This window comes from Rhizobium sp. rho-13.1 (assembly GCF_007000305.1).
Taxonomy (GTDB): Bacteria; Pseudomonadota; Alphaproteobacteria; order Rhizobiales; family Rhizobiaceae; genus Rhizobium; species Rhizobium rhododendri.
Genome location: NZ_SCFL01000035.1, coordinates 1 through 20,291, shown reverse-complemented (window position 1 = coordinate 20,291; position 20,291 = coordinate 1). Strand labels below are relative to the sequence as shown.

Genomic DNA, 20,291 nt, shown 5'->3' with positions numbered 1-20,291 from the left:
GCGTCAACTCGGCCTTCTTGTTACGCTGGCGCAGCGTCTGCTCGAGTTCGAACTGAATGTCGAAATAGTCTTCAATGACGTGCTTGCTGCGTCCGGTGACGAAGACAAAATGCTCGATGCCGGCTTCCATCGCCTCGTCTACGACGTACTGGATGACCGGCTTATCGACGACCGTCAGCATTTCCTTCGGTACTGCCTTTGTTGCCGGCAGAAACCGCGTTCCAAGGCCAGCGACCGGAAACACAGCCTTACGTACTTTCTTATGCAGTCCCACACGTACCTCCTGGGCGATCCGCCCGTAGTTGATCAGGCAAACGAAGCCATCGCTAATTTAAAATTGCTACGATTTGGCGAAAGATGACCGCGGCCTCGTTGCATGGTAAAGATTTTGTTGACTTTGTTTGTCTAAACTTAAGCTTGGCCTATGCGGCGCAGTGCCGTTACGAGCCATCATGATGACGGACACGGCTTCTATGACCCAAGCTCGCAAACACTCCTTTTCTAGTCTCTCCCTCGCGGTTGCGCTTGGCGTTTTTGCGGGGCTAGCGCCCCATAACGCCTTTGCAGACACAGGGTTCCGGAAGTGGATTACCGGCTTTTACGACACAGCCGAGAAAAGCGGCATCAGCAAGGCGACCTATCAGAGGGCCTTCGCCGGTGTGAACGACCCGGATCCGACCGTACTGGAAAAAGCCGGCTCTCAAGCCGAGTTCACGACGCAAATTTGGGACTATATGGACTCCCGCGTCAACCCCTATACCGTTGAGGTCGGTCGAAAAATGGCGTCCAAATACGGGACGACGTTGCGCACGATCGAAAAGCAATATGGCGTAGACCGAAACATTCTCCTCGCCATCTGGTCGATGGAATCCAATTACGGCGCAGTTCTGGAGAAGGACGAGCGGCTGCATTACGTGCCCCGCGCCTTGGCGACCCTTGCCTACGCCGACCGCAAGCGGGCCAAATACGCCCGCACGCAGCTGATTGCCGCGCTGAAGATTCTGCAGAGGGGCGAAGTATCGCCGGATAACCTGACGGGCTCCTGGGCCGGTGCCATGGGTCACACGCAGTTCATTCCGACGAGTTACCTTCTCTACGCCGTCGACGAAGACGGCAACGGCCGCCGAGACATCTGGCATTCCGTCCCCGACGCCCTTGCGACATCGGCAAACCTGCTGATGAAGAATGGCTGGCAGACGGGCAAGACATGGGGCTACGAGGTCGTCGTTCCCAAGGGCGGCAGCGCCCAGGCCGGCAAGACCCATACGCTGAAGGAATGGGCGGCGCTCGGTTTCACAAGGCCGGACGGCAAGGCGTTTCGCCTCGCGACCGATCGTGCCCAGCTGAAAATGCCGGGCGGCGCCAACGGTCCGGGCTTCCTGATGACCAACAACTTTTTCACCATCAAGCGCTACAACGCCGCCGACAGCTACGCCATCGCCGTTGGTATGCTGGCCGACGAGATCGCCGGCTATGGCGGCATGCGCCAATCCTGGCCCCGGCCATCCGGCGCCCTCAACGTCAAGGAGAAGTTCGAACTCCAGACGCGACTGAAATCGCTCGGTTATTACGACGGCATCGTCGACGGCAATTTCGGTTCCGGCTCGAAGGCAGCCATCGCGGCAGTCCAGGGGCGGCTGGGGCTCGGCGCCGATGGCGAACCTTCGATGGAATTGTTGAAGGCATTGCGCCGCTAGCACCCGCCGTGCCGTTCGGCCAATGTCGGCCAATATCCCGGAGACGAGCAGGATGCGATCCCGGATGATCCAATCGCTGAAGACGGCAAGAAAAGCCGCGAGGCTGCTTGTTGCGGCGTTCGCGGCGGGCTGCCTTGTGCTTGTCACGGTTATTCCGGCAGGCGCCCAGCAACGCTACGAGCGCCGTACGCTCATGGATTTGCTCTTTGGCCGGCAAGCTGCGCCAGAACGCCAGCCCCGGTATGACGAGTATCCTTCACCTCCCCGCCGCCAGCCCCGACCTCCGAAGAGGGCCTCGCCGCCCGTCGCTAAAGCAACGACCGCAAAGCCCGACACGGCGCAGCCGACCGCCAAGCTCGACTCCGCAAAGACCGTGCTCGTGGTCGGCGACTTTCTTGCCACGGGCCTCGGCGACGGCCTACGGGACGCATTTTCCGCCTCCCCTGGCGTGGCCATCCAGACACGCGGCAATATCGCCTCCGGCCTGGTGCGTACCGATTACTACGATTGGCAGGCGCAACTGCCGAAGATGCTGGATGCCTTGAAGCCGGCCGTTGTGGTCGTCACCATCGGCGCAAACGATCGCCAGCAGATGATCGCCCCTGGCCTCAACGAGAAATTCGGCAGCGATACCTGGTTGCTGGCCTACGAGGAACGGGTGCAGGCCTTTGCAAAGCTCGTTGCCACGCGGCATATCCCGCTCATCTGGGTTGGCCTGCCACCTTTTGGTTCCGACGACATGACCGCCGATGTCGTCAGGCTTAACCAGATCTACCAGAGCCAGGTGGAAAGCACAGGCGGCGAGTTCGTCGATCTCTGGGGTGGTTTTATCGATGAAGACGGCAAGTTCATCGTCACCGGCTCCGACATCAACGGCCAGCAGGTGCGCCTGCGCACTGCCGATGGCGTCAATATGACCGATGCCGGCCGGCGCAAGATGGCCTTCTACGCCGAAAAGCCGATCCGCAGGCTGCTCGGAGATCAGGCAAGCCCCGATATCGTGCGCCTCGACACCGATACGACGATCAATCCGGCTACGATGCCCGAGAAGGAAACGGCTGCGCCGGAAACCCGCACCCCTCCCATCAGCCTTTCCGATCCCGAACTCGATGGCGGATCGGTGCTTCTCGGAAATGCGGGCCCGTCTACATCTGGCCCGCCGTCGCCCCGCGACCTGCTCGTCGAGAAAGGCGAAATCGCCCCCGCGCCTGCAGGCCGCGTCGACGATTACAGGTTGCCGGACGCGACAAAGCCCTGATTGCGTCAAAGTTTACGTTTTAGAGCGTCCGGCCAGCGCCACGAGACACGCCTCGAAGGCTGTGAGGTCCGAGTAGAGCCGGCCAGCATCGGCTGCATGCAAGGCAATGTGTCCCCCGCGACGCTCGATGCCACCATGCAGCATCAGGTTTTCGATCATCTCGAAATCCTCCAGAGACATCCCGTCCGGGCCGCGCTTGCGTCCATCGGCCCCTTCGCTGACGTCACCGCCATAGTAATCGCTGGTTCTCGCAAAATGGTTGGCGGTGATGTTTGTGTAGGCGGCAACCAGCTTTCCCTGCGCACACATGTAGCCGAGTTCGAAGGCCGTGCCGACATCGGCGGCAATGCCGCGAAACGGCGTCAGGTTGGCAATCACACCATCCGCACGGTTCATCATGTCCTCGTCGACAGCGCTGATCTTCAGGCCGAATTCATGGCGGGTCGGCGCCGGCTCGATCGAGATATCGCCGGGGCAGATCGGTTCGAAACCGTAGGCGCGGGTCATCTCCGCCTTGGCATCGAGGATTTCGCGGGCGTTGGGAAGGAAAACCTCCGGCCCCGCAAGGTAGAGTTTCAAAGCCATGGCCGGGTTTCCGCTAAAGGGCTGACAAAGAAAAACAGCCCGGCGAACCGGGCTGCCAGGGAGGCGATGTATCAGGCCGGAAGCACCGTGCTTCCCATCAGCGCCTCGTCGATGGCGCGTGCCGCCTGGCGGCCTTCGCGGATGGCCCAGACGACCAGCGACTGGCCGCGGCGCACGTCGCCGGCCGTCCAGAGCTTGTCGACCGAGGTCCGGTAGTCCTTGTCGTTGGCAACGACGTTGGTCGATCCGCGACGGTCGGTATTGACCGTCATCTTGCCTTCCATCTCCTTCAGCACGCCGTCCGCGAACGGACCCCGGAAACCGATGGCGATAAAGGCGAGATCGGCGCGGATCACGAATTCAGTTCCGGCGATCGGCTTGCGCTTGTCATCGACTTCGCAGCACTTGACGCCGGTGAGAACACCGTCCTCGCCGATGAATTCCAGTGTCGCCACCTGGAACTCGCGAACCGCACCCTCTGCCTGCGAAGATGACGTACGCATTTTGGTAGCCCAGAACGGCCAGACGGCGAGCTTGTCTTCCTTTTCCGGCGGCTGCGGGCGGATGTCGAGTTGGGTGACGCGGACAGCGCCCTGGCGAAAGGCCGTGCCGACGCAATCCGATGCCGTATCGCCGCCACCGACGACGACGACATGCTTGCCGCCGGCAAGGATCGGATCGGATGGCCAGCCGACACTGTCGATGTTTTCGCGGCCGATGCGGCGGTTCTGCTGCACCAGATACGGCATCGCATCGTGGACGCCGAACAATTCCGTGCCGGGCACGCCGCTTTCGCGCGGCGTTTCAGAGCCACCACAATAGAGCACGGCATCATGCTCGGCGAGCAACTGCTCGACCGGCAGGTCGACGCCGACATTGGCCCCGTAGTGGAAGGTCACACCTTCGCCGGTCATCTGCTCGACGCGGCGGTCGATGAAGTTCTTCTCCATCTTGAAGTCCGGAATGCCGTAGCGCAGCAGGCCGCCGGCCTTGGATTCCCGCTCATAGACATGGACGTCATGGCCAGCACGACCGAGCTGCTGGGCGGCAGCAAGGCCAGCTGGACCCGATCCGATGATCGCGACTTTCTTGCCGGTATGGACCGTGGCCGGCTGCGGCCGGATGAAGCCGAGCTCATAGGCCTTGTCGGCAATCGCCTGTTCGACCGTCTTGATGGCGACCGGCGCATCTTCCAGATTGAGCGTGCAGGCTTCCTCGCAAGGCGCGGGGCAGACGCGGCCGGTGAACTCCGGGAAGTTGTTGGTCGAATGCAGGTTGCGGATCGCCTCTTCCCAGTTGTTGTTATAGACGAGGTCGTTCCAGTCGGGGATCTGGTTGTGCACCGGGCAACCGGTCGGGCCGTGGCAATAGGGGATGCCACAGTCCATGCAGCGGGCGGCCTGTTTCTGGACCTCGGGATCCGACATCGGGATTGTGAATTCGCGGAAATGACGAATACGATCGGACGCCGGCTGGTACTTGCCAACCTGCCGGTCAATTTCCATAAATCCTGTAACCTTACCCATACCCTAGTCTTCCCTTGCCCTCATGACTGCGTTTAGAGCAGCCAGTTTTCAACCTTTAATCCCGGCACGCGGGAAAATTCTCGCTCGTTGTTCGTCACCAGCACCGCATCTAGCGCCAGGGCGTGGGCCGCGATCCAAAGATCGTTATGCCCGATGTTTTTTCCTTGTCGCAAGGCCAGTCTCACCTCAGCATAGCGCTTATCGCACGGCATGCTCAGTGACGCGACATAGAGCCGCCGCGTGATCGCAAAGACCTTTTTTGACAGCAGTTGAGAACCGCTTTTTTGTACGCCGTAACAGATCTCACCGTAGCTGATGATACTGATGAGCACGTTCTCCTCGCCCACCTCGATCATCTTTTCCAGCACCTTCCCCCGGGGATCACGTACCATCGCCGAAACGATGTTCGTATCGAGCATGAAGGTTGTCAAAGATCCACCTCTCGCAGCGGTTCCTCATCGTCGTGGCCGATGAGGAAGTCCTCGCCATCCCATGCCTCAGCTTGCTGCAGATAGTTGATCAGCCCAGCCGTAACCGCCGTCCTCATCAGGATAGACCCGTCCGGCTGGCGGACTAATATCGCTCGATCTCCCTCGAACTCGAATTCCTTCGGTATGCGCACCGCGCGACTGCGCCCGTTCTTGAAGATGCTGACCGTGACGCCAACGCCCTCGTCTGGCTCATTTACACGTTCGTTCATGTCAAGCTCCTTCGCCGCCATATGCCAACAGCATATCACGACGAAGAAGTTTGGTAAATCACTCCGCCGCGACGCCCATGCGGCTGCGCTCCATCTCCTCCAGCGCCCGGCGATATTCGACCGGCATCACCTTGCGGAACTTCGGACGATATTCCGCCCAGTTGTCGAGGATCAGCTTGGCGCGGGTGGAGCCCGTGTAGTGCAGGTGGTTGGAGATCAGCTGATAGAGCCGCTCCTCGTCGTGGCGGGTCATGTCGCCTGATACGTCGACGCGGCCCTTGTGCATGAGGTCGCCACCGTGGTGGTGCAGCTTTTCGAGCATGTCGTCCTCTTCGGGAACCGGCTCGAGCTCGACCATCGCCATGTTGCAGCGCTTGGCGAAATCGCCGGTCTGGTCGAGCACGTAGGCGACACCGCCCGACATGCCGGCAGCAAAGTTGCGGCCGGTTTCGCCAAGCACGACGACGACGCCGCCGGTCATGTATTCGCAGCCGTGGTCGCCGACGCCTTCAACGACGGCAATCGCGCCCGAGTTGCGCACGGCAAAGCGCTCGCCGGCGATACCGCGGAAGTAGCACTCGCCTTCGGTGGCGCCGTAAAGCACCGTGTTGCCGACGATAATCGACTCCTCGGCGAGGATCCGCGAGTTCTCCGGCGGGCGGATGATGATGCGGCCACCCGAAAGTCCCTTGCCGACATAGTCGTTCCCGTCACCGATCAGGTTGAAGGTGATGCCGTGCGCCAGGAACGCCCCGAACGACTGGCCGGCCGTGCCACGCAGCGTGACGCTGATCGTGTCGTCCTTGAGCCCCTTGTGCCGATAGCGCTTGGCAACTTCGCCCGACAGCATCGCGCCGGTCGAGCGGTCGACGTTCTTGATGCCGACTTCGAATGCGACAGGCGTCTTCGACGTAAGCGCCGGCATGGCCTGCTCGATCAGCTGGCGGTCGAGGATATCGTCGATCGGGTGCTTCTGGCGGGCGGTCCAGTAAGTGTCTTCCTTCGGCGCCTCGACCTTGTGGAAGATGCGCGAGAAATCGAGACCCTCGGCCTTCCAGTGCGCCAGCATCTGGTTCTTCTCGAGCAGTTCCGAAGCGCCGATGATATCGTCGAGCTTGGAGACACCGAGCGAGGCGAGGATTTCGCGTACTTCTTCGGCGACGAAGAAGAAGTAGTTGATGACATGCTCAGGAGCACCCTTGAAGCGCTTGCGCAGAACCGGGTCCTGCGTGGCAACGCCCACCGGACAGGTGTTGAGGTGGCACTTGCGCATCATGATGCAGCCGGCCGCGATCAGCGGCGCGGTGGCAAAGCCGAATTCGTCGGCGCCGAGCAATGCCCCCACGATGACGTCGCGGCCGGTCTTCAGGCCGCCATCGACCTGCAGGGCGACGCGCGAACGCAGGCCGTTCAGCACCAGCGTCTGCTGCGTTTCGGCAAGGCCAATTTCCCAGGGCGAACCGGCATGCTTCAGCGAGGTCAGCGGCGATGCGCCGGTACCGCCGTCGAAGCCGGAGATGGTGATGTGGTCGGCGCGCGCCTTGGCAACGCCGGCGGCAACCGTGCCGACGCCAACTTCCGAGACCAGCTTGACCGAAACATCGGCTTCCGGGTTGACGTTCTTCAGATCGTAGATCAGCTGCGCCAGATCTTCGATCGAATAGATGTCATGGTGCGGCGGCGGCGAGATCAGGCCGACGCCGGGGGTGGAGTGCCGGGTCTTGGCAACCGTTGCATCGACCTTGTGGCCCGGCAACTGGCCGCCCTCGCCGGGCTTTGCACCCTGCGCTACCTTGATCTGCAGCATGTCGGCATTGACCAGATACTCCGCCGTGACGCCGAAGCGGCCGGAGGCGATCTGCTTGATGGCCGAGCGTTCCGGGTTCGGTGAACCGTCACGCAGCGGGAAATAGCGGTCGGACTCTTCGCCGCCTTCGCCGGTGTTCGACTTTCCGCCGATCCGGTTCATGGCGATGGCAAGCGTCGTATGCGCCTCGCGCGAAATCGAGCCGAACGACATGGCACCGGTCGAGAAACGCTTGACGATATCGATGGCCGGCTCGACCTCGTCGATAGAGATCGGCTCGCGGCCGAGCGCTTCGGCACCCTTGATGGTGAACAGGCCACGGATGGTGTTCATCCTGAGGTCGGACTGGTTGACCATTTCCGCAAACTCGCGGTAACGATCCTGCGCATTGCCGCGCACAGCGTGCTGCAGCGACGCAATCGCATCCGGCGACCAGGCATGCGCTTCGCCGCGCATCCGGTAAGCATACTCGCCGCCGATATCCAGCGTCGTTGCGAGGATCGGATCCTTGCCGAAGGCCGCGCGGTGGCGGGAAACGGTTTCCTCGGCGATGGCATCGAGGCCGACGCCTTCGATCATCGTGGCGGTGCCGAAGAAGTACTTATCCACCAGTTCCTGCTGCAGGCCGATGGCATCGAAGATCTGCCCGCCGCAATAGGACTGGTAGGTCGAGATACCCATCTTCGACATTACCTTGAGGATGCCCTTGCCGACAGCCTTGATGAAGCGGGTAACGATTTCGCTGGCGTCGACTTCCTTCGGGAACTCGCCCTTGGCATGCATGTCGAGCAGTGTGTCGAAAGCGAGATAGGGGTTGATCGCCTCGGCGCCATAGCCGGCGAGCAGGCAGAAGTGATGGATCTCGCGCGGCTCGCCGGTTTCGACGACGAGACCAACCGAGGTGCGCAGACCCTTGCGGATCAGATGATGGTGGACGGCCGCCGTTGCCAGCAGCGCCGGGATAGCGATGCGGTCCGGGCCCATCTGCCGGTCGGAGAGCACGATGATGTTGTAGCCGCCCTTGACCGCAGCTTCGGCCCGTTCGCATAGACGCTCGAGCATCTCCTCCATACCGCCGGCGCCGCGCTCGACGTCGTAGGTGAAGTCGAGAGTCTTGGTGTCGAAACGGTCTTCCGTATGCCCGATAGAGCGGATCTTCTCGAGATCGCCATTGGTGAGGATCGGCTGGCGAACTTCCAGCCGCTTCGCCTTGGCAGCACCCTCGTGATCCAGCAAATTCGGACGCGGCCCGATGAAGGAGACGAGGCTCATCACCAGCTCTTCGCGGATCGGATCGATCGGCGGGTTGGTGACCTGGGCGAAGTTCTGCTTGAAATAGGTGTAAAGCAGCTTCGACTTCGACGACATCGCCGAGATAGGCGTATCCGTGCCCATCGAGCCGATTGCTTCCTGGCCCGTTGTTGCCATCGGCGACATCAGGATCTTGGTGTCTTCCAGCGTGTAGCCGAACGCCTGCTGGCGATCGAGCAGCGAAACGTCGCGGCGCAGCGCACGGGGTTCTACAGTGTTCAGCTCCTCGAGGATCAGCTGGGTGCGATCGAGCCACTGGCGATAGGGATGCTTGGTCGCAAGCTCCGACTTCACTTCGTCGTCGGAGACGATGCGACCCTTGTCCATGTCGATCAGCAGCATCTTGCCCGGCTGCAGGCGCCACTTCTGGATGATGTTTTCTTCCGGCACCGGCAGCACGCCGGCCTCCGACGCCATGATGACGCGGTCGTCGTTGGTGACGAGATAGCGTGCCGGACGAAGGCCGTTGCGGTCGAGCGTCGCGCCGATCTGCGTGCCATCGGTGAAGGCAACCGCAGCGGGGCCGTCCCATGGCTCCATCAGGGCGGCATGATATTCGTAGAATGCCTTACGATCCGGCGCCATCGACTGGTTGCCGGCCCAGGCTTCCGGGATCAGCATCATGACGGCATGGGCCATGGAATAGCCGCCGCGAACGAGGAACTCGAGCGCGTTGTCGAAGCAGGCCGTATCGGACTGGCCCTCATAGGAGATCGGCCACAGCTTGGAGATGTCCTCGCCGAACAGCGGCGACGACACGGACGCCTGGCGGGCGGCCATCCAGTTGACGTTGGAGCGCAGAGTGTTGATCTCGCCGTTATGGGCGACCATGCGATAGGGATGGGCGAGCTTCCACGACGGAAACGTGTTGGTCGAGAAACGCTGGTGCACGAGGGCGACAGCCGATTCGAACCGCGGGTCGGTCAGGTCCTTGTAATAGGCACCCACCTGATAGGCGAGGAACATGCCCTTGTAGACGATAGTCTTCGACGAGAGCGACACCGGATAAAAACCGCTCTCCTCGCCGTCATATTCGGCATAGATACGGTTAGAGATGACCTTGCGGAGCGTGAACAGCCGACGCTCGAACTCGTCATGGCTGGCTGCATCGCGGCCGATGCCGATGAACACCTGCACATGGTGCGGTTCCGTAGCGGCAATATGCTCGGCCTTCGACAGCGAAGAGTTGTCGACCGGCACATCGCGGAAACCGAGCAGCACCTGGCCTTCCTCGACGATGACATCCTCGACGGTCTTCTTGAAATGGGCGATCAGCGTCTCGTCCTGCGGCAGGAAAAAGTGACCGACGCCATAATCGCCGATGGCAGGCAGAGTGACGCCCTGCAGTGCCATTTCCTCGCGGAAGAAGCGATCGGGTATCTGCACGAGAATGCCCGCACCGTCGCCCATCAGCGGATCGGCGCCGACGGCACCGCGATGAGTCAAGTTCTCGAGGATGAACAGGCCGTCCTGGACGATCTGGTGCGACTTCTGCCCCTTCATATGGGCGACGAAGCCGACACCGCAGGCATCATGTTCGTTACGGGGATCGTAGAGGCCCTGTTTGCGCGGAAGAGCGGACATGGAATGGCGCGCCTTGACCGATGCATCCGTCTCGACGGCTGCGGCCAGGCTCAATGTCGTGGATGGCGTTACGTTCGTCATCGTCTTTCCTCCTGCAAACCCCGCGCCGCGGGCGTCCCTTCGTCCCGCGCGCCCAGTATATGGGCGACACGCGACAGCGCTGTTGCATGTTTAAAGATCCGGCCGCAGACATCGCGTTGGGGGCGATAGATCGGCTTTCCCACCAGTCACAGTTTCGGATGCGCCATCTGGAAGGACGGGCATCTCGAAAACTATAACGTGAAATCCCAGCTCCGCTAGGATTTTTGGCGGGGTGCGGCGTCAAAGACCAAAATAGGACAGCAGCACTGTCCTAATTCATCAGTTCTATGCCAGAAAGCGGAAAGGTTAGCAAGAGCTGAAAACGAAAATATCGACGTAAGATTGCCGCAGTTTCGAATTTCGCGAAAGATAATTTCCTTTAAAGGTAAGAATTATCGCCTTGATTGCGTAGTGCGCCAGATCCACCGTGCGATGCGGCGCTGCAATTGATCCCCTCAGCCAATCCCCTACTCTGCAACGACACCCTCCTCTCCCTTAAATATGCGGTAGATCTCACATGTTCTTTGCTTCCGATAACTGGGCCGGCGCCCACCCTTCCATCAATGAACGCCTCTCGAAGGAATCGACCCGTTTTGCCGCTGCCTATGGCACCAGCGAACTCGACAAGGCGATAGAAACCCGTTTCAACGAGGTGTTCGAGCGTGAGGTCGCTGTCTTCTTCGTCGCCACGGGCACGGCCGCCAACTCCCTGTCGCTGGCCAGCATCGCCCGTCCCGGCGGCCTGACGTTCTGCCACACGGAAGCCCATGTGATCGAAGACGAATGCGGCGCGCCCGATTTCTTCTCGGGCATGCGCATGGTCGGCGTCGATGGCCCCGAGGGCAAGATGCTGCCGGATAACCTGGTGGAGCGCATTGGCCGGTACCCGCAGGACGCCATCCACCACGGCCGCGCCGCCGCCGTCACCATGACCCAGGCGACCGAGGTCGGCACCATCTACAGCCTCGACGAGATCGATACCATTTCGAAGATCGCCAAGAAAAATGGCCTGCCGCTGCACATGGACGGCGCCCGCTTTGCCAATGCGCTGGTATCGCTCGGCTGCTCACCGGCCGAAATGACCTGGAAGCGCGGCGTCGACGTACTCTCCTTCGGCGGCACAAAGAACGGATGCTGGTGCGCAGAGGCGATCGTCTTCTTCGACCCCGATCTCGCCAAGGACTTCGCCTTCCTGCGCAAGCGCACCGCCCAGCTGTTCTCAAAATCCCGCTTCATCGCCGCACAGTTCGAGGCCTACCTGCAGGACGACCTCTGGCTCGACCTCGCCCGCCATGCCAACGCCATGGCGGACAGGATGCGAGCCGGCATCGAGCATACCGACCGCGCAAAGCTCGCCTGGTCGACCACCTCGAACGAGATCTTCGCCATCGTCAAGAAAACCGCAATCGACAACGCAAGAGACAAGGGCGCCCAGTTCTACGACTGGCCGATCTCCGACAGTGCCAAACACCTCGTCGGCCCCGACGAAGGCCTGATCCGCCTCGTCACCAGCTTCGCCACCAGCGACGCCGACGTCGCCGATTTCCTCGCATGCCTCGCGTGAGTGCGACGGAGCGCCCTGAGGCGCTCCCCCAGACTGCTGAAGAAGGTGGTATCTAACACCTCTGCAGGTCACTCGAAAGACTGAGCCGGTTGCCAAACTCCCCTCATCCTCGCCCTTGTGGCGGGGATCCAGTCAGCTCAAGTCCTTGAGCTGAAAGAGTCTTTGACCCGACAGACGTCGTGTCGCTGGATCCCCGCCACAAGGGCGAGTAGGGTATCGCTCTCGTCAAGCAAGTTTCTCCAGGGTTTGCAGCAGTCTGACGGAGCGCCGCCGAGGCGCTCCACTTTCTACCCGGCCCGCAAATTCCGCACCTTTGAGAGGATGTCGTCCGAGAGTGCCTTGACCAGCATCTGGTCGGCGCCCTTGCGGGGGACGAGCACGAATTCGACATCTTCCAGTACGGGCAACCAGCCCGGCGCGATCTCGGTGAGGCCGGATGGTGCCATGCTGCGCGGCTGGACGAGGACGCCCATCCCGGCCCGGGCGGCTGCCGTCAGGCCGCTGAGGCTGCCGCAGGTGCAGACGATTCGCCACGGTATCTGCTGGCGACGCAGCGCCTCCAGCGCCACGGCCCGGGTGACGCTCGGGGCTGGAAAGGCGATCAGCGGCAGCGGCGCGCTGGATGCCCTGATGCGTTCAGGGTCGCGTGCCAGCCAGATCAGCGGCTCGCGGTAAACCAGCGTCCCGCGGGTGTCGCCAAGGCGGCGCTTGGCGAGCACAAGATCCAGCGCCCCATTGTCCTGCATCTCGTAGAGCGCGCCGCTGAGCGCCACCGTCAGTTCCAGATCGACGGACGGGTGCAGTCGGACGAATTCCTCCAGCACATCCGGCAACTGGCTCGTGACGAAATCCTCGGACACGCCGAGCCGCAGGCTGCCCCGCAGGCTGTTATCGGCAAACAGCGAGCGCATCTCGCCCTCTATCGACAGCAACGTGCGGGCATGGCCGATCAGCGCTTCCCCATCCCCGGTCAGCACGACGCGATGGGTATCGCGGGCAAGTAGCTTTCGCCCGACAGAGGCCTCGAGCCGCTGGATGTGCTGGCTAACCGTCGATTGCCCGAGCCCCAGCCGCTCGGCGGCAAGCGTAAAGCTGCCCATCTGTCCTATGGTTACGAAACTCTGCAACTGCACCAGATCCAGCATTGCTATCATCCCGATTTACGATAACTGTTATTCCTTGCATCGCATATCGCAATAAGGCAATGCTTGCCCAACATATAATTGCGAGGACGGGCCCGATGCGCCGCTTTTTGCCAGACACCTTTACCATGCTGCTCGTGCTGACCGTGCTGACGGCATCCGTGTTTCCCGTCCATGGCGCAGCTGCCGGCAATTTCGGCATTGCCACCGACATCGCCATCGCTCTGCTGTTCTTCCTGCACGGAGCCCGCCTGTCGCGCGACGTGGTGATTGCCGGCGCCCTGCACTGGCGGCTGCACTTGGCCATCCTGCTCACCAGCTTCGTCATCTTCCCGGTTCTCGGCATGCTGATGGGCTTCCTGGTGCCGGCAATCCTGCCGCAGACGCTCTACATGGGCATCCTCTTCCTTACCGTGCTGCCATCGACAGTGCAGTCGTCGATCGCCTTCACGTCGATTGCCGGCGGCAACGTGCCGGCTGCCATCTGCGCCGCCTCCGCTTCCAATATCTTCGGCATGTTCCTGACGCCGCTGCTGGTCGGGCTATTGATGCCCCTCGGCGCCCACGGTGGTGGTGGCTTCTCCTGGACCGTGCTGGAGCAGATCGCCTTGCAATTGCTGGCGCCCTTTGTCGTCGGTCAGATCCTGCAGCCATGGATCGGCAACTGGATCCGCGCCAAGAAAAAAATCTTGATGCCGGTCGACCGGGGCTCGATCCTGATGGTCGTCTATTCCGCCTTCAGCGCGGCAGTGATCGAGCACCTTTGGCGAGACACTTCGATCGGCGACATCATCACCGTCATCATTGCCGACATGCTGCTCCTCGCGGTGGTTATCTGCATCACAATGTTCGGCAGCCGGGCACTCGGCTTTTCGCGCGCCGACGAGATAACCATCACCTTCTGCGGCTCGAAGAAGAGCCTGGCCAGCGGCGTACCCATGGCCAGCGTCATCTTCGCCGGCTCGCCGATCGGCGCCATCGTCCTGCCGCTGATGCTATTCCACCAGATCCAGCTGATGGCCTGTGCCGTCATCGCCCAGAAATATGCCGATGCCGCCAGCCGTGCCACCGCACGCATGGAAGAAGAAGCGCGGCGCCTGCAGGACACCGCCGACGCAACGACACCAGCCTGATCCTCTCAGGTGAGCCGCGAGACACAAAAAAGGCGGCGCCACCTGGACGCCGCCTTTTTCGTATGGATGTGAACTCGGTTAGTTGACGTGAGCTTCGATCGACTTCGGCGCGTCCACTGGTTCAGCGGCGATGGCGATCTTGCGCGGCTTCATGGCTTCCGGGATGTTGCGCAGGAGATCGATGTGCAGCAGGCCGTTCTTCAGCGATGCTGCCTGCACCTCGACATGGTCGGCAAGCTGGAAACGGCGCTCGAAGGCGCGCTTGGCGATACCGCGGTAGAGATATTCGCTACCTTCGGCAGCATCATCGCTCTTCTCGCCCTTGACGGTCAGCACATGGGCGTGCGCCTCGAGGCTGAGCTCGGTTTCGTCGAAGCCGGCCACCGCCATGGTGATGCGGTAAGTTGCCTCGCCGGTGCGCTCGATGTTGTAGGGCGGGTAGGTTTGTGCCTGATCGGGCTGCGACAAGGTGTCGAGCATGGTGAACAGGCGGTCGAAACCGACGGTAGAGCGATAGAGTGGGGAAAAATCAACGTGACGCATGGTGTCCTCCTGTGAGCGACGATTGCGGTTCATATGCCCCGGGGGCCCCGTTCTGGCAGCCTTGGGACGGTTTTACAGACCCTCTCGGCGTCCGTGAAAAGGAGATGGGAATGGCCTTTAGCGACTTCAAGAGCCCGCAACGCGCCGCGATAATTTTCCGTGAACCGCCGATGAACAGCCGGTTCGGCTGGGGTTCAGCGCCGCGTTGATACAACTTGCACATCGGATGACTGTCCGTGACTGGAGTGTATCGTCCCTTCGTCTTCAGTCAGCTCGGCCGGCCTGCGGCCATCTCGATTTCCGTCAGGCCGGCCTTTTTTCCGCTCGCAGTTATACTTATGCGACAATCCATGCGTTATGTTTGGCGGCTTGAGCGAGGCCCTTTCAGTTGTGACGGAATCAATTCTCTTTTCGACCCCCGACAACCCTGTTCCAGACAACAGGACCGAGGGCTATTTCACCACCCATGACGGCCACAAGCTGCGCTATGCCATTTTCCGCAGCAGTCATGCCGTGGCCAAGGGCACGGTCGTCCTGCTGCATGGTCGCAACGAGTTTATCGAGAAATATTTCGAAACCATCCGCGAACTGACGGATCGGGGCCTGTGGGTCGCAACTTTCGACCTGCGCGGCCAGGGTGGCTCCGGACGGCTGATAAAGCATCCAACCCGCGGCCATGTCCGGCGCTTCTCCGACTACGAGCACGACCTAGAGGACTTCATGGAGCACGTGGTGCTTCCGGACACCCGCCTGCCTTTTTACCTCGTCGCCCACTCGACCGGTGCACTGATCGCCCTTTCCGCAGCGCCGAGACTGACGGGCCGCATCGAGCGCATGGTGCTAAGCGCACCTTTTGTCGGCCTCACCGGCCAGAGCGCATCGCCGCGCGTGATCCGGTTCATGGCGAGCGCCGCCTGCGCGGTCGGCCTCGGCAGCATCCCACTCAATCGAAAATTCAAGGAAAGGCCCTTTGCCACAAACCTGCTGACATCGGACGAACAACGTTACGACCGCAACCGCGCCATTGCATCGGCCCGCCCCGACCTCGTGCTCGGTCCGCCCTCGGCACGCTGGCTACAGCAGGCCTTTCAAACGATAGACCGTGTCTCGCAGCCCGAGCACCTGTTCTCTATCGCCATCCCGACTTTGCTGCTGGCACCCACCCGCGACGGCATCATCCCCTATGCCGAACAGGAACGGCTCTCGCGCTCCTTCCGCGCAGCCCAACTCGTGCCGATCGCAGGCGCAAGGCACGAGGTTTTCCAGGAAAAAGATGTCTACCGCGCCGCCGCAATGGCAGCGATTCACGCCTTCATCCCGGGAAGTGACGCCGAAGCCAACACCGACCCGGTCGGCTCGGGGCTTTGAAGTTTGGTCAGCGCGCCAGTATCTTCAACGCCTCTTCGTGGACCGCTCGGCTGCCGGCTGCGATGATGGAGCCGCCCTGTTCGGGGCGACCACCTTCCCAGGTGGTGATGATGCCGCCTGCCTGCTCGATGACGGGGATGATGCCGCCGACGTCGTAGGGCTTGAGGACATTCTCGACCACCAGGTCGACATGGCCGGCCGCCAGCAGCGCATAGGCGTAGCAGTCGGTGCCGTAGCGGAACAGCCGCACCTGCTGCTCGATCTCGCGGTATTTTTCCATCTCGATACCGGCGAAAAGGTGCGGCGAGGTCGTGAACAGGATCGCCTTCGACAGACTGCCGCAATCACGGACCTGCAATTGCCTGTCGCCGCCTGGGCCGGTGTAGCTCGACCGGCTGCCGTCGGCAAAATAACGCTCGCCGGTAAAGGGCTGGTCGACAAGCCCCATGATAGCGCGGCCATTGCGGTAAAGCCCGATCAGCGTTCCCCATACGGGCACACCGGAGATGAAGGCGCGCGTCCCGTCGATGGGATCGATGACCCACACATGCTCGCGGTCGAGGCCGACATTGCCGTATTCCTCGCCGAGAATCCCATGGTCGGGAAACCTGTCCGTGATCAGCGCACGGATCGCCAGTTCGGCTGCTCGGTCGCCTTCGGTTACCGGATCGAATCCGCCGGCTTCCTTGTTGACGACATCGATGCCGGCGCGAAAGCGGGGAAGTGTCTCTGCCTTGGCAGCGTCGGCGAGCTCGAAAAAGAAGGCGCGGTCAGGGAGCATGGCAAATATCCGATCGATGCGAGAGGCTTTTCATAGCCATTAAATTTGACGATGCAAACGCGTCCCGTCCAACTATCGCTTAGCCTTTAAAATAGGCACTTCAAAATCTGCTTGACAATTGTGCATCGCAATATTAGACCGGAGCTACAGTCTTCTGACTGTAAATACCCTCCTTGGGTGTTTCCTCCCTAGACTTAGCCGCCTTCGGGCGGTTTTTTTTGGCCTGATTGTTAACGAGCGGGATTACTCTGCCGCCAGCGCTCGGTCGTTGCCATATCGTGCAACGTGCTCCGCCATCTGCCTGATGAAGGCCGTGATAGCACCCGTCATCAGGCCGAAATCGCTGCGCTTTTCCAGGGTCATCTCATCGACGTACAGCGCCCGGTTGACCTCGACCTGGAGCGCATGCAGACCACGCGAAGGCCGGCCGTAGTGCTCGGTGATGAACCCGCCGGCGTACGGCTTGTTGCGTACCGCATGAAACCCGAGGCCATCGAGAATATCCATCGCCGCATGGGATAGGTCGGCAGACGCACTCGTTCCGTAGCGATCGCCGATGATGAAATCTGGACGCGCGTGGCTGCCGGCGACGCGAATATTGCCGGGCATCGAGTGGCAGTCGACCAGCACACCGAAGCCGAATTCCAGGTGGGTGCGGGCCATCAGGCGGCGCAGGGCCGCGTGGTAAGGCTTGTAGATCGTCTCGATCCGCTGGAGCGCATCGGCCACCGGCACCCGGCTTGCATAGATTTCCATGTTTTCGGCAACGATTCGCGGAATGGTTCCGAGCCCGCCGGCAACCCGAACCGAATTGATATTGGCATAGGACGGCAGCGCACCCTCGAACATGCGCGGGTCGAGCTCGTAAGGTTCGCGATTTACGTCGATATAGGCGCGGGGAAAATTGGCTATCAACAGCGGCGCACCGAGTGCGCTTGCGGCCGAGAAAAGCTCGTCGACATAGTGGTCCTCCGAGCGCCGGATGGCAACACCCTGTAGTCGTGATTGCGCAATGAACTCAGGAGGATAGATGCGACCACTATGGGGCGACGAGTAGACAAAGGGGATGGTCTGCGACACCGGTTCGAGTATCTCGAAAATCTCGAAACTTCCTACGTCTGCGGGCATCCACGTCTTTACCATGTCAAGAACTTTTCGCAGGTGTATGTTGCCAGTTGCGCACCACCAAGTCCATAGTATGTATGAACTTCAATGTGACCGTCGGCGCCGCATTCATCGCTTGTTTACGGACCGCGACTAACGTGAACGGCTGATTAGCCGCGAGAGAAGATAGTGATTGACGGTCCAATAATGACTCAGAAGATTTTGCTTGCCGAAGACGACAACGACATGCGTCGTTTCCTGGTGAAGGCCCTTGAAAAGGCCGGCTACAAGGTATCGTCCTTTGACAATGGCGCTAGCGCCTACGATCGGCTGCGCGAGGAACCATTTTCGTTGCTGCTGACCGATATTGTCATGCCAGAAATGGACGGGATCGAACTGGCGCGCCGCGCCACCGAACTCGATCCGGACCTCAAGGTGATGTTCATCACCGGCTTTGCCGCAGTCGCCCTCAACCCCGATTCGAAAGCGCCGAAGGATGCCAAGGTGCTTTCCAAGCCTTTCCACCTGCGCGAACTGGTGGATGAGGTCAACAAACTGCTTGCCGCATAGGCAATCTCGGCGGCGGGATCAGAAAACTTAAAAAAGGCCATTGACGGCCCCCAGGTTTTTTGATCTATGCGCCGCCATCGGATGGGCGTATAGCTCAGCGGGAGAGCACTACGTTGACATCGTAGGGGTCACAGGTTCAATCCCTGTTACGCCCACCATCCTTTTTCAAGGGCTTAGCGAGAGATCGCTGAGCCCTTTGTCGTTGGGCCATAGGCTGCATGGCCCCTGCCTCCCCGGCCCCCTTCGCCTCGCATCTCCCCGGTTCAGTTTCGCGCGTGGCCTTCTCAAAGCCTGATGCCGCTCGTCATTTATTGAAAAGAGATATGCTTAACAAAACAGCTACTCAGGGATGTATTGCAGATCAGGATCGGAAAAATCATCGCACACTAACCATCTCCAAGTATAAGAATAAACTCTATGCTTTCTCCGAGTTAAGATTGTGATTGACTAATTTCAATTATAGAGATCTAGAGCGAATCAATAGCGCATTTGAAGGTGCTAAAGCCGGGTTATTCCGGCCGTTAAATGAAAATTTACAAGTTCTCCAATACATAGTTGTATATCGCGGCACTGCTAATGAAGAATCAGTGCCTTCGATTGTGTGAAAACAGATTCCGGATTGGCACTGCTGCTATTGCATAGTGTTTATTCCGTGGCGTGGGGATCAGAGCTGTAACGGCTTTTGACGCATGATGCTCTCCTAACGTGTTGGCTTATACGAGCCATGTTCTGCGTAACATCTATTTCTCCTGACGAATCCCGATGGCTGATGCTCATGACGGCAATCACGCCTGTTAGACGGTGGGAGAACGATGTCTTGCATTCCGTTAACCCGAGGGGCACGTTTCCATGACTTCCATCATTTCTTCCTTGTCAGCCACGCAGATCCAGAATCTTTCCACAGCCACGATAGCGAGCCTGAAAACCGCCGACATCGCAGCGCTGAACTCGACCCAGATCAAGGCCTTGAGCTCCACCCAGCTCGGCGCCATCACCACAGACGACATGCAGGCCTTCAGCTCGACGCAGCTGGGCAGCATTTCGGCAGCTGCCGTCGTCGGCCTTAGCGCCGCCCAGCTCGGCATTCTCTCCTCCGTGCAGGAAGCCGGACTGAGCTCGACCGCGATCGCCGCGCTGACAACCCAGCAGGTCGCCGATCTAACCACCAGCAACGCCGTCGCGCTGACCTACGGGCAGATTGCGGCACTCGGCACGAAGATCTCGGCTCTGACCACCGATGACGTCGCTCTGCTCTCGACCGGCCAGATCAGCGCAATGACGACCGCCCAGGTCGGCGCCCTCACCTCCGACCAGCTTGGTGCCCTGACGACGACCGAAGTCGCCGCGCTGAGCACAAAGCAGATCGCAGCCCTCGAATCGAATGACATCGCAGCACTCTCGTCGGATAACATCCTGGCCCTCTCCAGCGGCGCACTTGCTGCCATCACCACCAAGGCTCTCGCCGGCCTGTCCAGCGCCAATCTCGCCCTGCTCAGCTCCGACAAGATCGGTGCCCTGACGAGCGGCCAGATGGCAG

Annotated in this window: 16 protein-coding genes, 1 tRNA gene and 1 pseudogene; 8 read left to right on the top strand and 10 right to left on the bottom strand. The window is 60.6% G+C overall.

The window, feature by feature from the left end:
* Positions 1-274 (bottom strand): sugar phosphate nucleotidyltransferase (locus EQW76_RS27565; RefSeq protein ID WP_244617040.1); only part of this gene is annotated, 274 nt, incomplete at its 3' end.
* Positions 275-473: 199 nt separating this feature from the next.
* Between EQW76_RS27565 and EQW76_RS27560 the strand changes: the two genes are divergently transcribed.
* A complete protein-coding gene (locus tag EQW76_RS27560) occupies positions 474-1,697 on the top strand; it encodes a lytic murein transglycosylase (RefSeq protein ID WP_142830586.1) in 1,224 nt (407 codons plus the stop codon).
* 64 nt (positions 1,698-1,761) lie between these two features.
* Positions 1,762-2,955 carry a DUF459 domain-containing protein gene (locus tag EQW76_RS27555; RefSeq protein WP_244617039.1) on the top strand — a complete coding sequence of 398 codons (1,194 nt, stop codon included), beginning with the start codon at positions 1,762-1,764 and terminating at the stop codon, positions 2,953-2,955.
* Positions 2,956-2,967: 12 nt separating this feature from the next.
* On the opposite strand, the gene EQW76_RS27550 is transcribed toward EQW76_RS27555, so the two are convergent.
* The 5 genes from EQW76_RS27550 to gltB all read right to left on the bottom strand — a co-directional run bounded on the left by EQW76_RS27550 (position 2,968) and on the right by gltB (position 10,468).
* Entirely contained in the window at positions 2,968-3,540 is a 573-nt protein-coding gene (locus EQW76_RS27550) for a nucleoside 2-deoxyribosyltransferase (protein ID WP_142830582.1), read from the bottom strand.
* A gap of 71 nt (positions 3,541-3,611) precedes the next feature.
* Entirely contained in the window at positions 3,612-5,066 is a 1,455-nt protein-coding gene (locus EQW76_RS27545) for a glutamate synthase subunit beta (RefSeq protein WP_142830580.1), read from the bottom strand.
* Between the two features lie 32 nt (positions 5,067-5,098).
* Positions 5,099-5,497 (bottom strand): type II toxin-antitoxin system VapC family toxin, encoded by a 399-nt coding sequence (locus EQW76_RS27540; RefSeq protein ID WP_224127948.1) that lies wholly within the window; start codon positions 5,495-5,497, stop codon positions 5,099-5,101.
* On the bottom strand, positions 5,494-5,766 hold the full coding sequence (locus EQW76_RS27535) for an AbrB/MazE/SpoVT family DNA-binding domain-containing protein (protein ID WP_161990968.1): 273 nt from the start codon (positions 5,764-5,766) through the stop codon (positions 5,494-5,496). Before EQW76_RS27535 ends, EQW76_RS27540 begins: the two co-directional genes overlap by 4 nt.
* 58 nt (positions 5,767-5,824) lie before the next feature.
* Complete coding sequence (gltB, locus tag EQW76_RS27530; RefSeq protein ID WP_224127972.1) at positions 5,825-10,468, bottom strand: glutamate synthase large subunit; 4,644 nt, start codon at positions 10,466-10,468, stop codon at positions 5,825-5,827.
* Positions 10,469-11,066: 598 nt separating this feature from the next.
* Here gltB and EQW76_RS27525 point away from each other — a divergent pair.
* Positions 11,067-12,113, top strand: a complete 1,047-nt coding sequence (locus EQW76_RS27525) for a low specificity L-threonine aldolase (RefSeq protein ID WP_142830576.1) — start codon at positions 11,067-11,069, stop codon at positions 12,111-12,113.
* 287 nt (positions 12,114-12,400) lie between these two features.
* Here the strand turns inward: EQW76_RS27525 and EQW76_RS27520 are convergent, their stop codons facing one another.
* The gene (locus EQW76_RS27520) at positions 12,401-13,258 is read right to left on the bottom strand and encodes a LysR substrate-binding domain-containing protein (RefSeq protein ID WP_142830574.1); all 858 of its coding nucleotides are present in this window, start codon (positions 13,256-13,258) and stop codon (positions 12,401-12,403) included.
* Between the two features lie 95 nt (positions 13,259-13,353).
* Here EQW76_RS27520 and EQW76_RS27515 point away from each other — a divergent pair, with 95 nt between their 5' ends.
* Entirely contained in the window at positions 13,354-14,388 is a 1,035-nt protein-coding gene (locus EQW76_RS27515) for a bile acid:sodium symporter family protein (protein WP_142830572.1), read from the top strand.
* 78 nt (positions 14,389-14,466) lie between these two features.
* On the opposite strand, the gene EQW76_RS27510 is transcribed toward EQW76_RS27515, so the two are convergent.
* Entirely contained in the window at positions 14,467-14,931 is a 465-nt protein-coding gene (locus EQW76_RS27510; RefSeq protein WP_142830570.1) for an Hsp20 family protein, read from the bottom strand.
* Between the two features lie 390 nt (positions 14,932-15,321).
* On the opposite strand from EQW76_RS27510, the gene EQW76_RS27505 reads away from it, so the two are divergent.
* The gene (locus EQW76_RS27505; RefSeq protein WP_224127946.1) at positions 15,322-16,299 is read left to right on the top strand and encodes an alpha/beta hydrolase; all 978 of its coding nucleotides are present in this window, start codon (positions 15,322-15,324) and stop codon (positions 16,297-16,299) included.
* A 7-nt stretch (positions 16,300-16,306) separates the two neighbouring features.
* Here EQW76_RS27505 and hisN read toward each other — a convergent pair whose 3' ends face one another.
* Positions 16,307-17,080 (bottom strand): histidinol-phosphatase, encoded by a 774-nt coding sequence (hisN, locus tag EQW76_RS27500; protein ID WP_142830566.1) that lies wholly within the window; start codon positions 17,078-17,080, stop codon positions 16,307-16,309.
* A 243-nt stretch (positions 17,081-17,323) separates the two neighbouring features.
* Positions 17,324-18,208 (bottom strand): N-formylglutamate amidohydrolase, encoded by an 885-nt coding sequence (locus tag EQW76_RS27495; RefSeq protein ID WP_111220943.1) that lies wholly within the window; start codon positions 18,206-18,208, stop codon positions 17,324-17,326.
* A 183-nt stretch (positions 18,209-18,391) separates the two neighbouring features.
* Between EQW76_RS27495 and cpdR1 the strand changes: the two genes are divergently transcribed.
* The 3 genes and pseudogenes from cpdR1 to EQW76_RS27480 form a co-directional block, all read left to right on the top strand.
* Entirely contained in the window at positions 18,392-18,754 is a 363-nt protein-coding gene (gene cpdR1, locus EQW76_RS27490) for a response regulator CpdR1 (RefSeq protein ID WP_111162680.1), read from the top strand.
* A gap of 83 nt (positions 18,755-18,837) precedes the next feature.
* Positions 18,838-18,912, top strand: a tRNA-Val gene (locus tag EQW76_RS27485).
* Between the two features lie 691 nt (positions 18,913-19,603).
* Positions 19,604-20,291: pseudogene (locus EQW76_RS27480) on the top strand (hypothetical protein); the annotation flags it as partial.

Bases quoted from the DNA above. Each gene is read 5' to 3' on its own strand.
- EQW76_RS27560 (WP_142830586.1), top strand. From the start codon at position 474: ATGACCCAAGCTCGCAAACACTCCTTTTCTAGTCTCTCCCTCGCGGTT.
- EQW76_RS27555 (WP_244617039.1), top strand. From the start codon at position 1,762: ATGATCCAATCGCTGAAGACGGCAAGAAAAGCCGCGAGGCTGCTTGTT.
- EQW76_RS27550 (WP_142830582.1), bottom strand. From the start codon at position 3,540: ATGGCTTTGAAACTCTACCTTGCGGGGCCGGAGGTTTTCCTTCCCAAC.
- EQW76_RS27545 (WP_142830580.1), bottom strand. From the start codon at position 5,066: ATGGGTAAGGTTACAGGATTTATGGAAATTGACCGGCAGGTTGGCAAG.
- EQW76_RS27535 (WP_161990968.1), bottom strand. From the start codon at position 5,766: ATGAACGAACGTGTAAATGAGCCAGACGAGGGCGTTGGCGTCACGGTC.
- gltB (WP_224127972.1), bottom strand. From the start codon at position 10,468: ATGTCCGCTCTTCCGCGCAAACAGGGCCTCTACGATCCCCGTAACGAA.
- EQW76_RS27525 (WP_142830576.1), top strand. From the start codon at position 11,067: ATGTTCTTTGCTTCCGATAACTGGGCCGGCGCCCACCCTTCCATCAAT.
- EQW76_RS27520 (WP_142830574.1), bottom strand. From the start codon at position 13,258: ATGCTGGATCTGGTGCAGTTGCAGAGTTTCGTAACCATAGGACAGATG.
- EQW76_RS27515 (WP_142830572.1), top strand. From the start codon at position 13,354: ATGCGCCGCTTTTTGCCAGACACCTTTACCATGCTGCTCGTGCTGACC.
- EQW76_RS27510 (WP_142830570.1), bottom strand. From the start codon at position 14,931: ATGCGTCACGTTGATTTTTCCCCACTCTATCGCTCTACCGTCGGTTTC.
- hisN (WP_142830566.1), bottom strand. From the start codon at position 17,080: ATGCTCCCTGACCGCGCCTTCTTTTTCGAGCTCGCCGACGCTGCCAAG.
- EQW76_RS27495 (WP_111220943.1), bottom strand. From the start codon at position 18,208: ATGCCCGCAGACGTAGGAAGTTTCGAGATTTTCGAGATACTCGAACCG.
- cpdR1 (WP_111162680.1), top strand. From the start codon at position 18,392: ATGACTCAGAAGATTTTGCTTGCCGAAGACGACAACGACATGCGTCGT.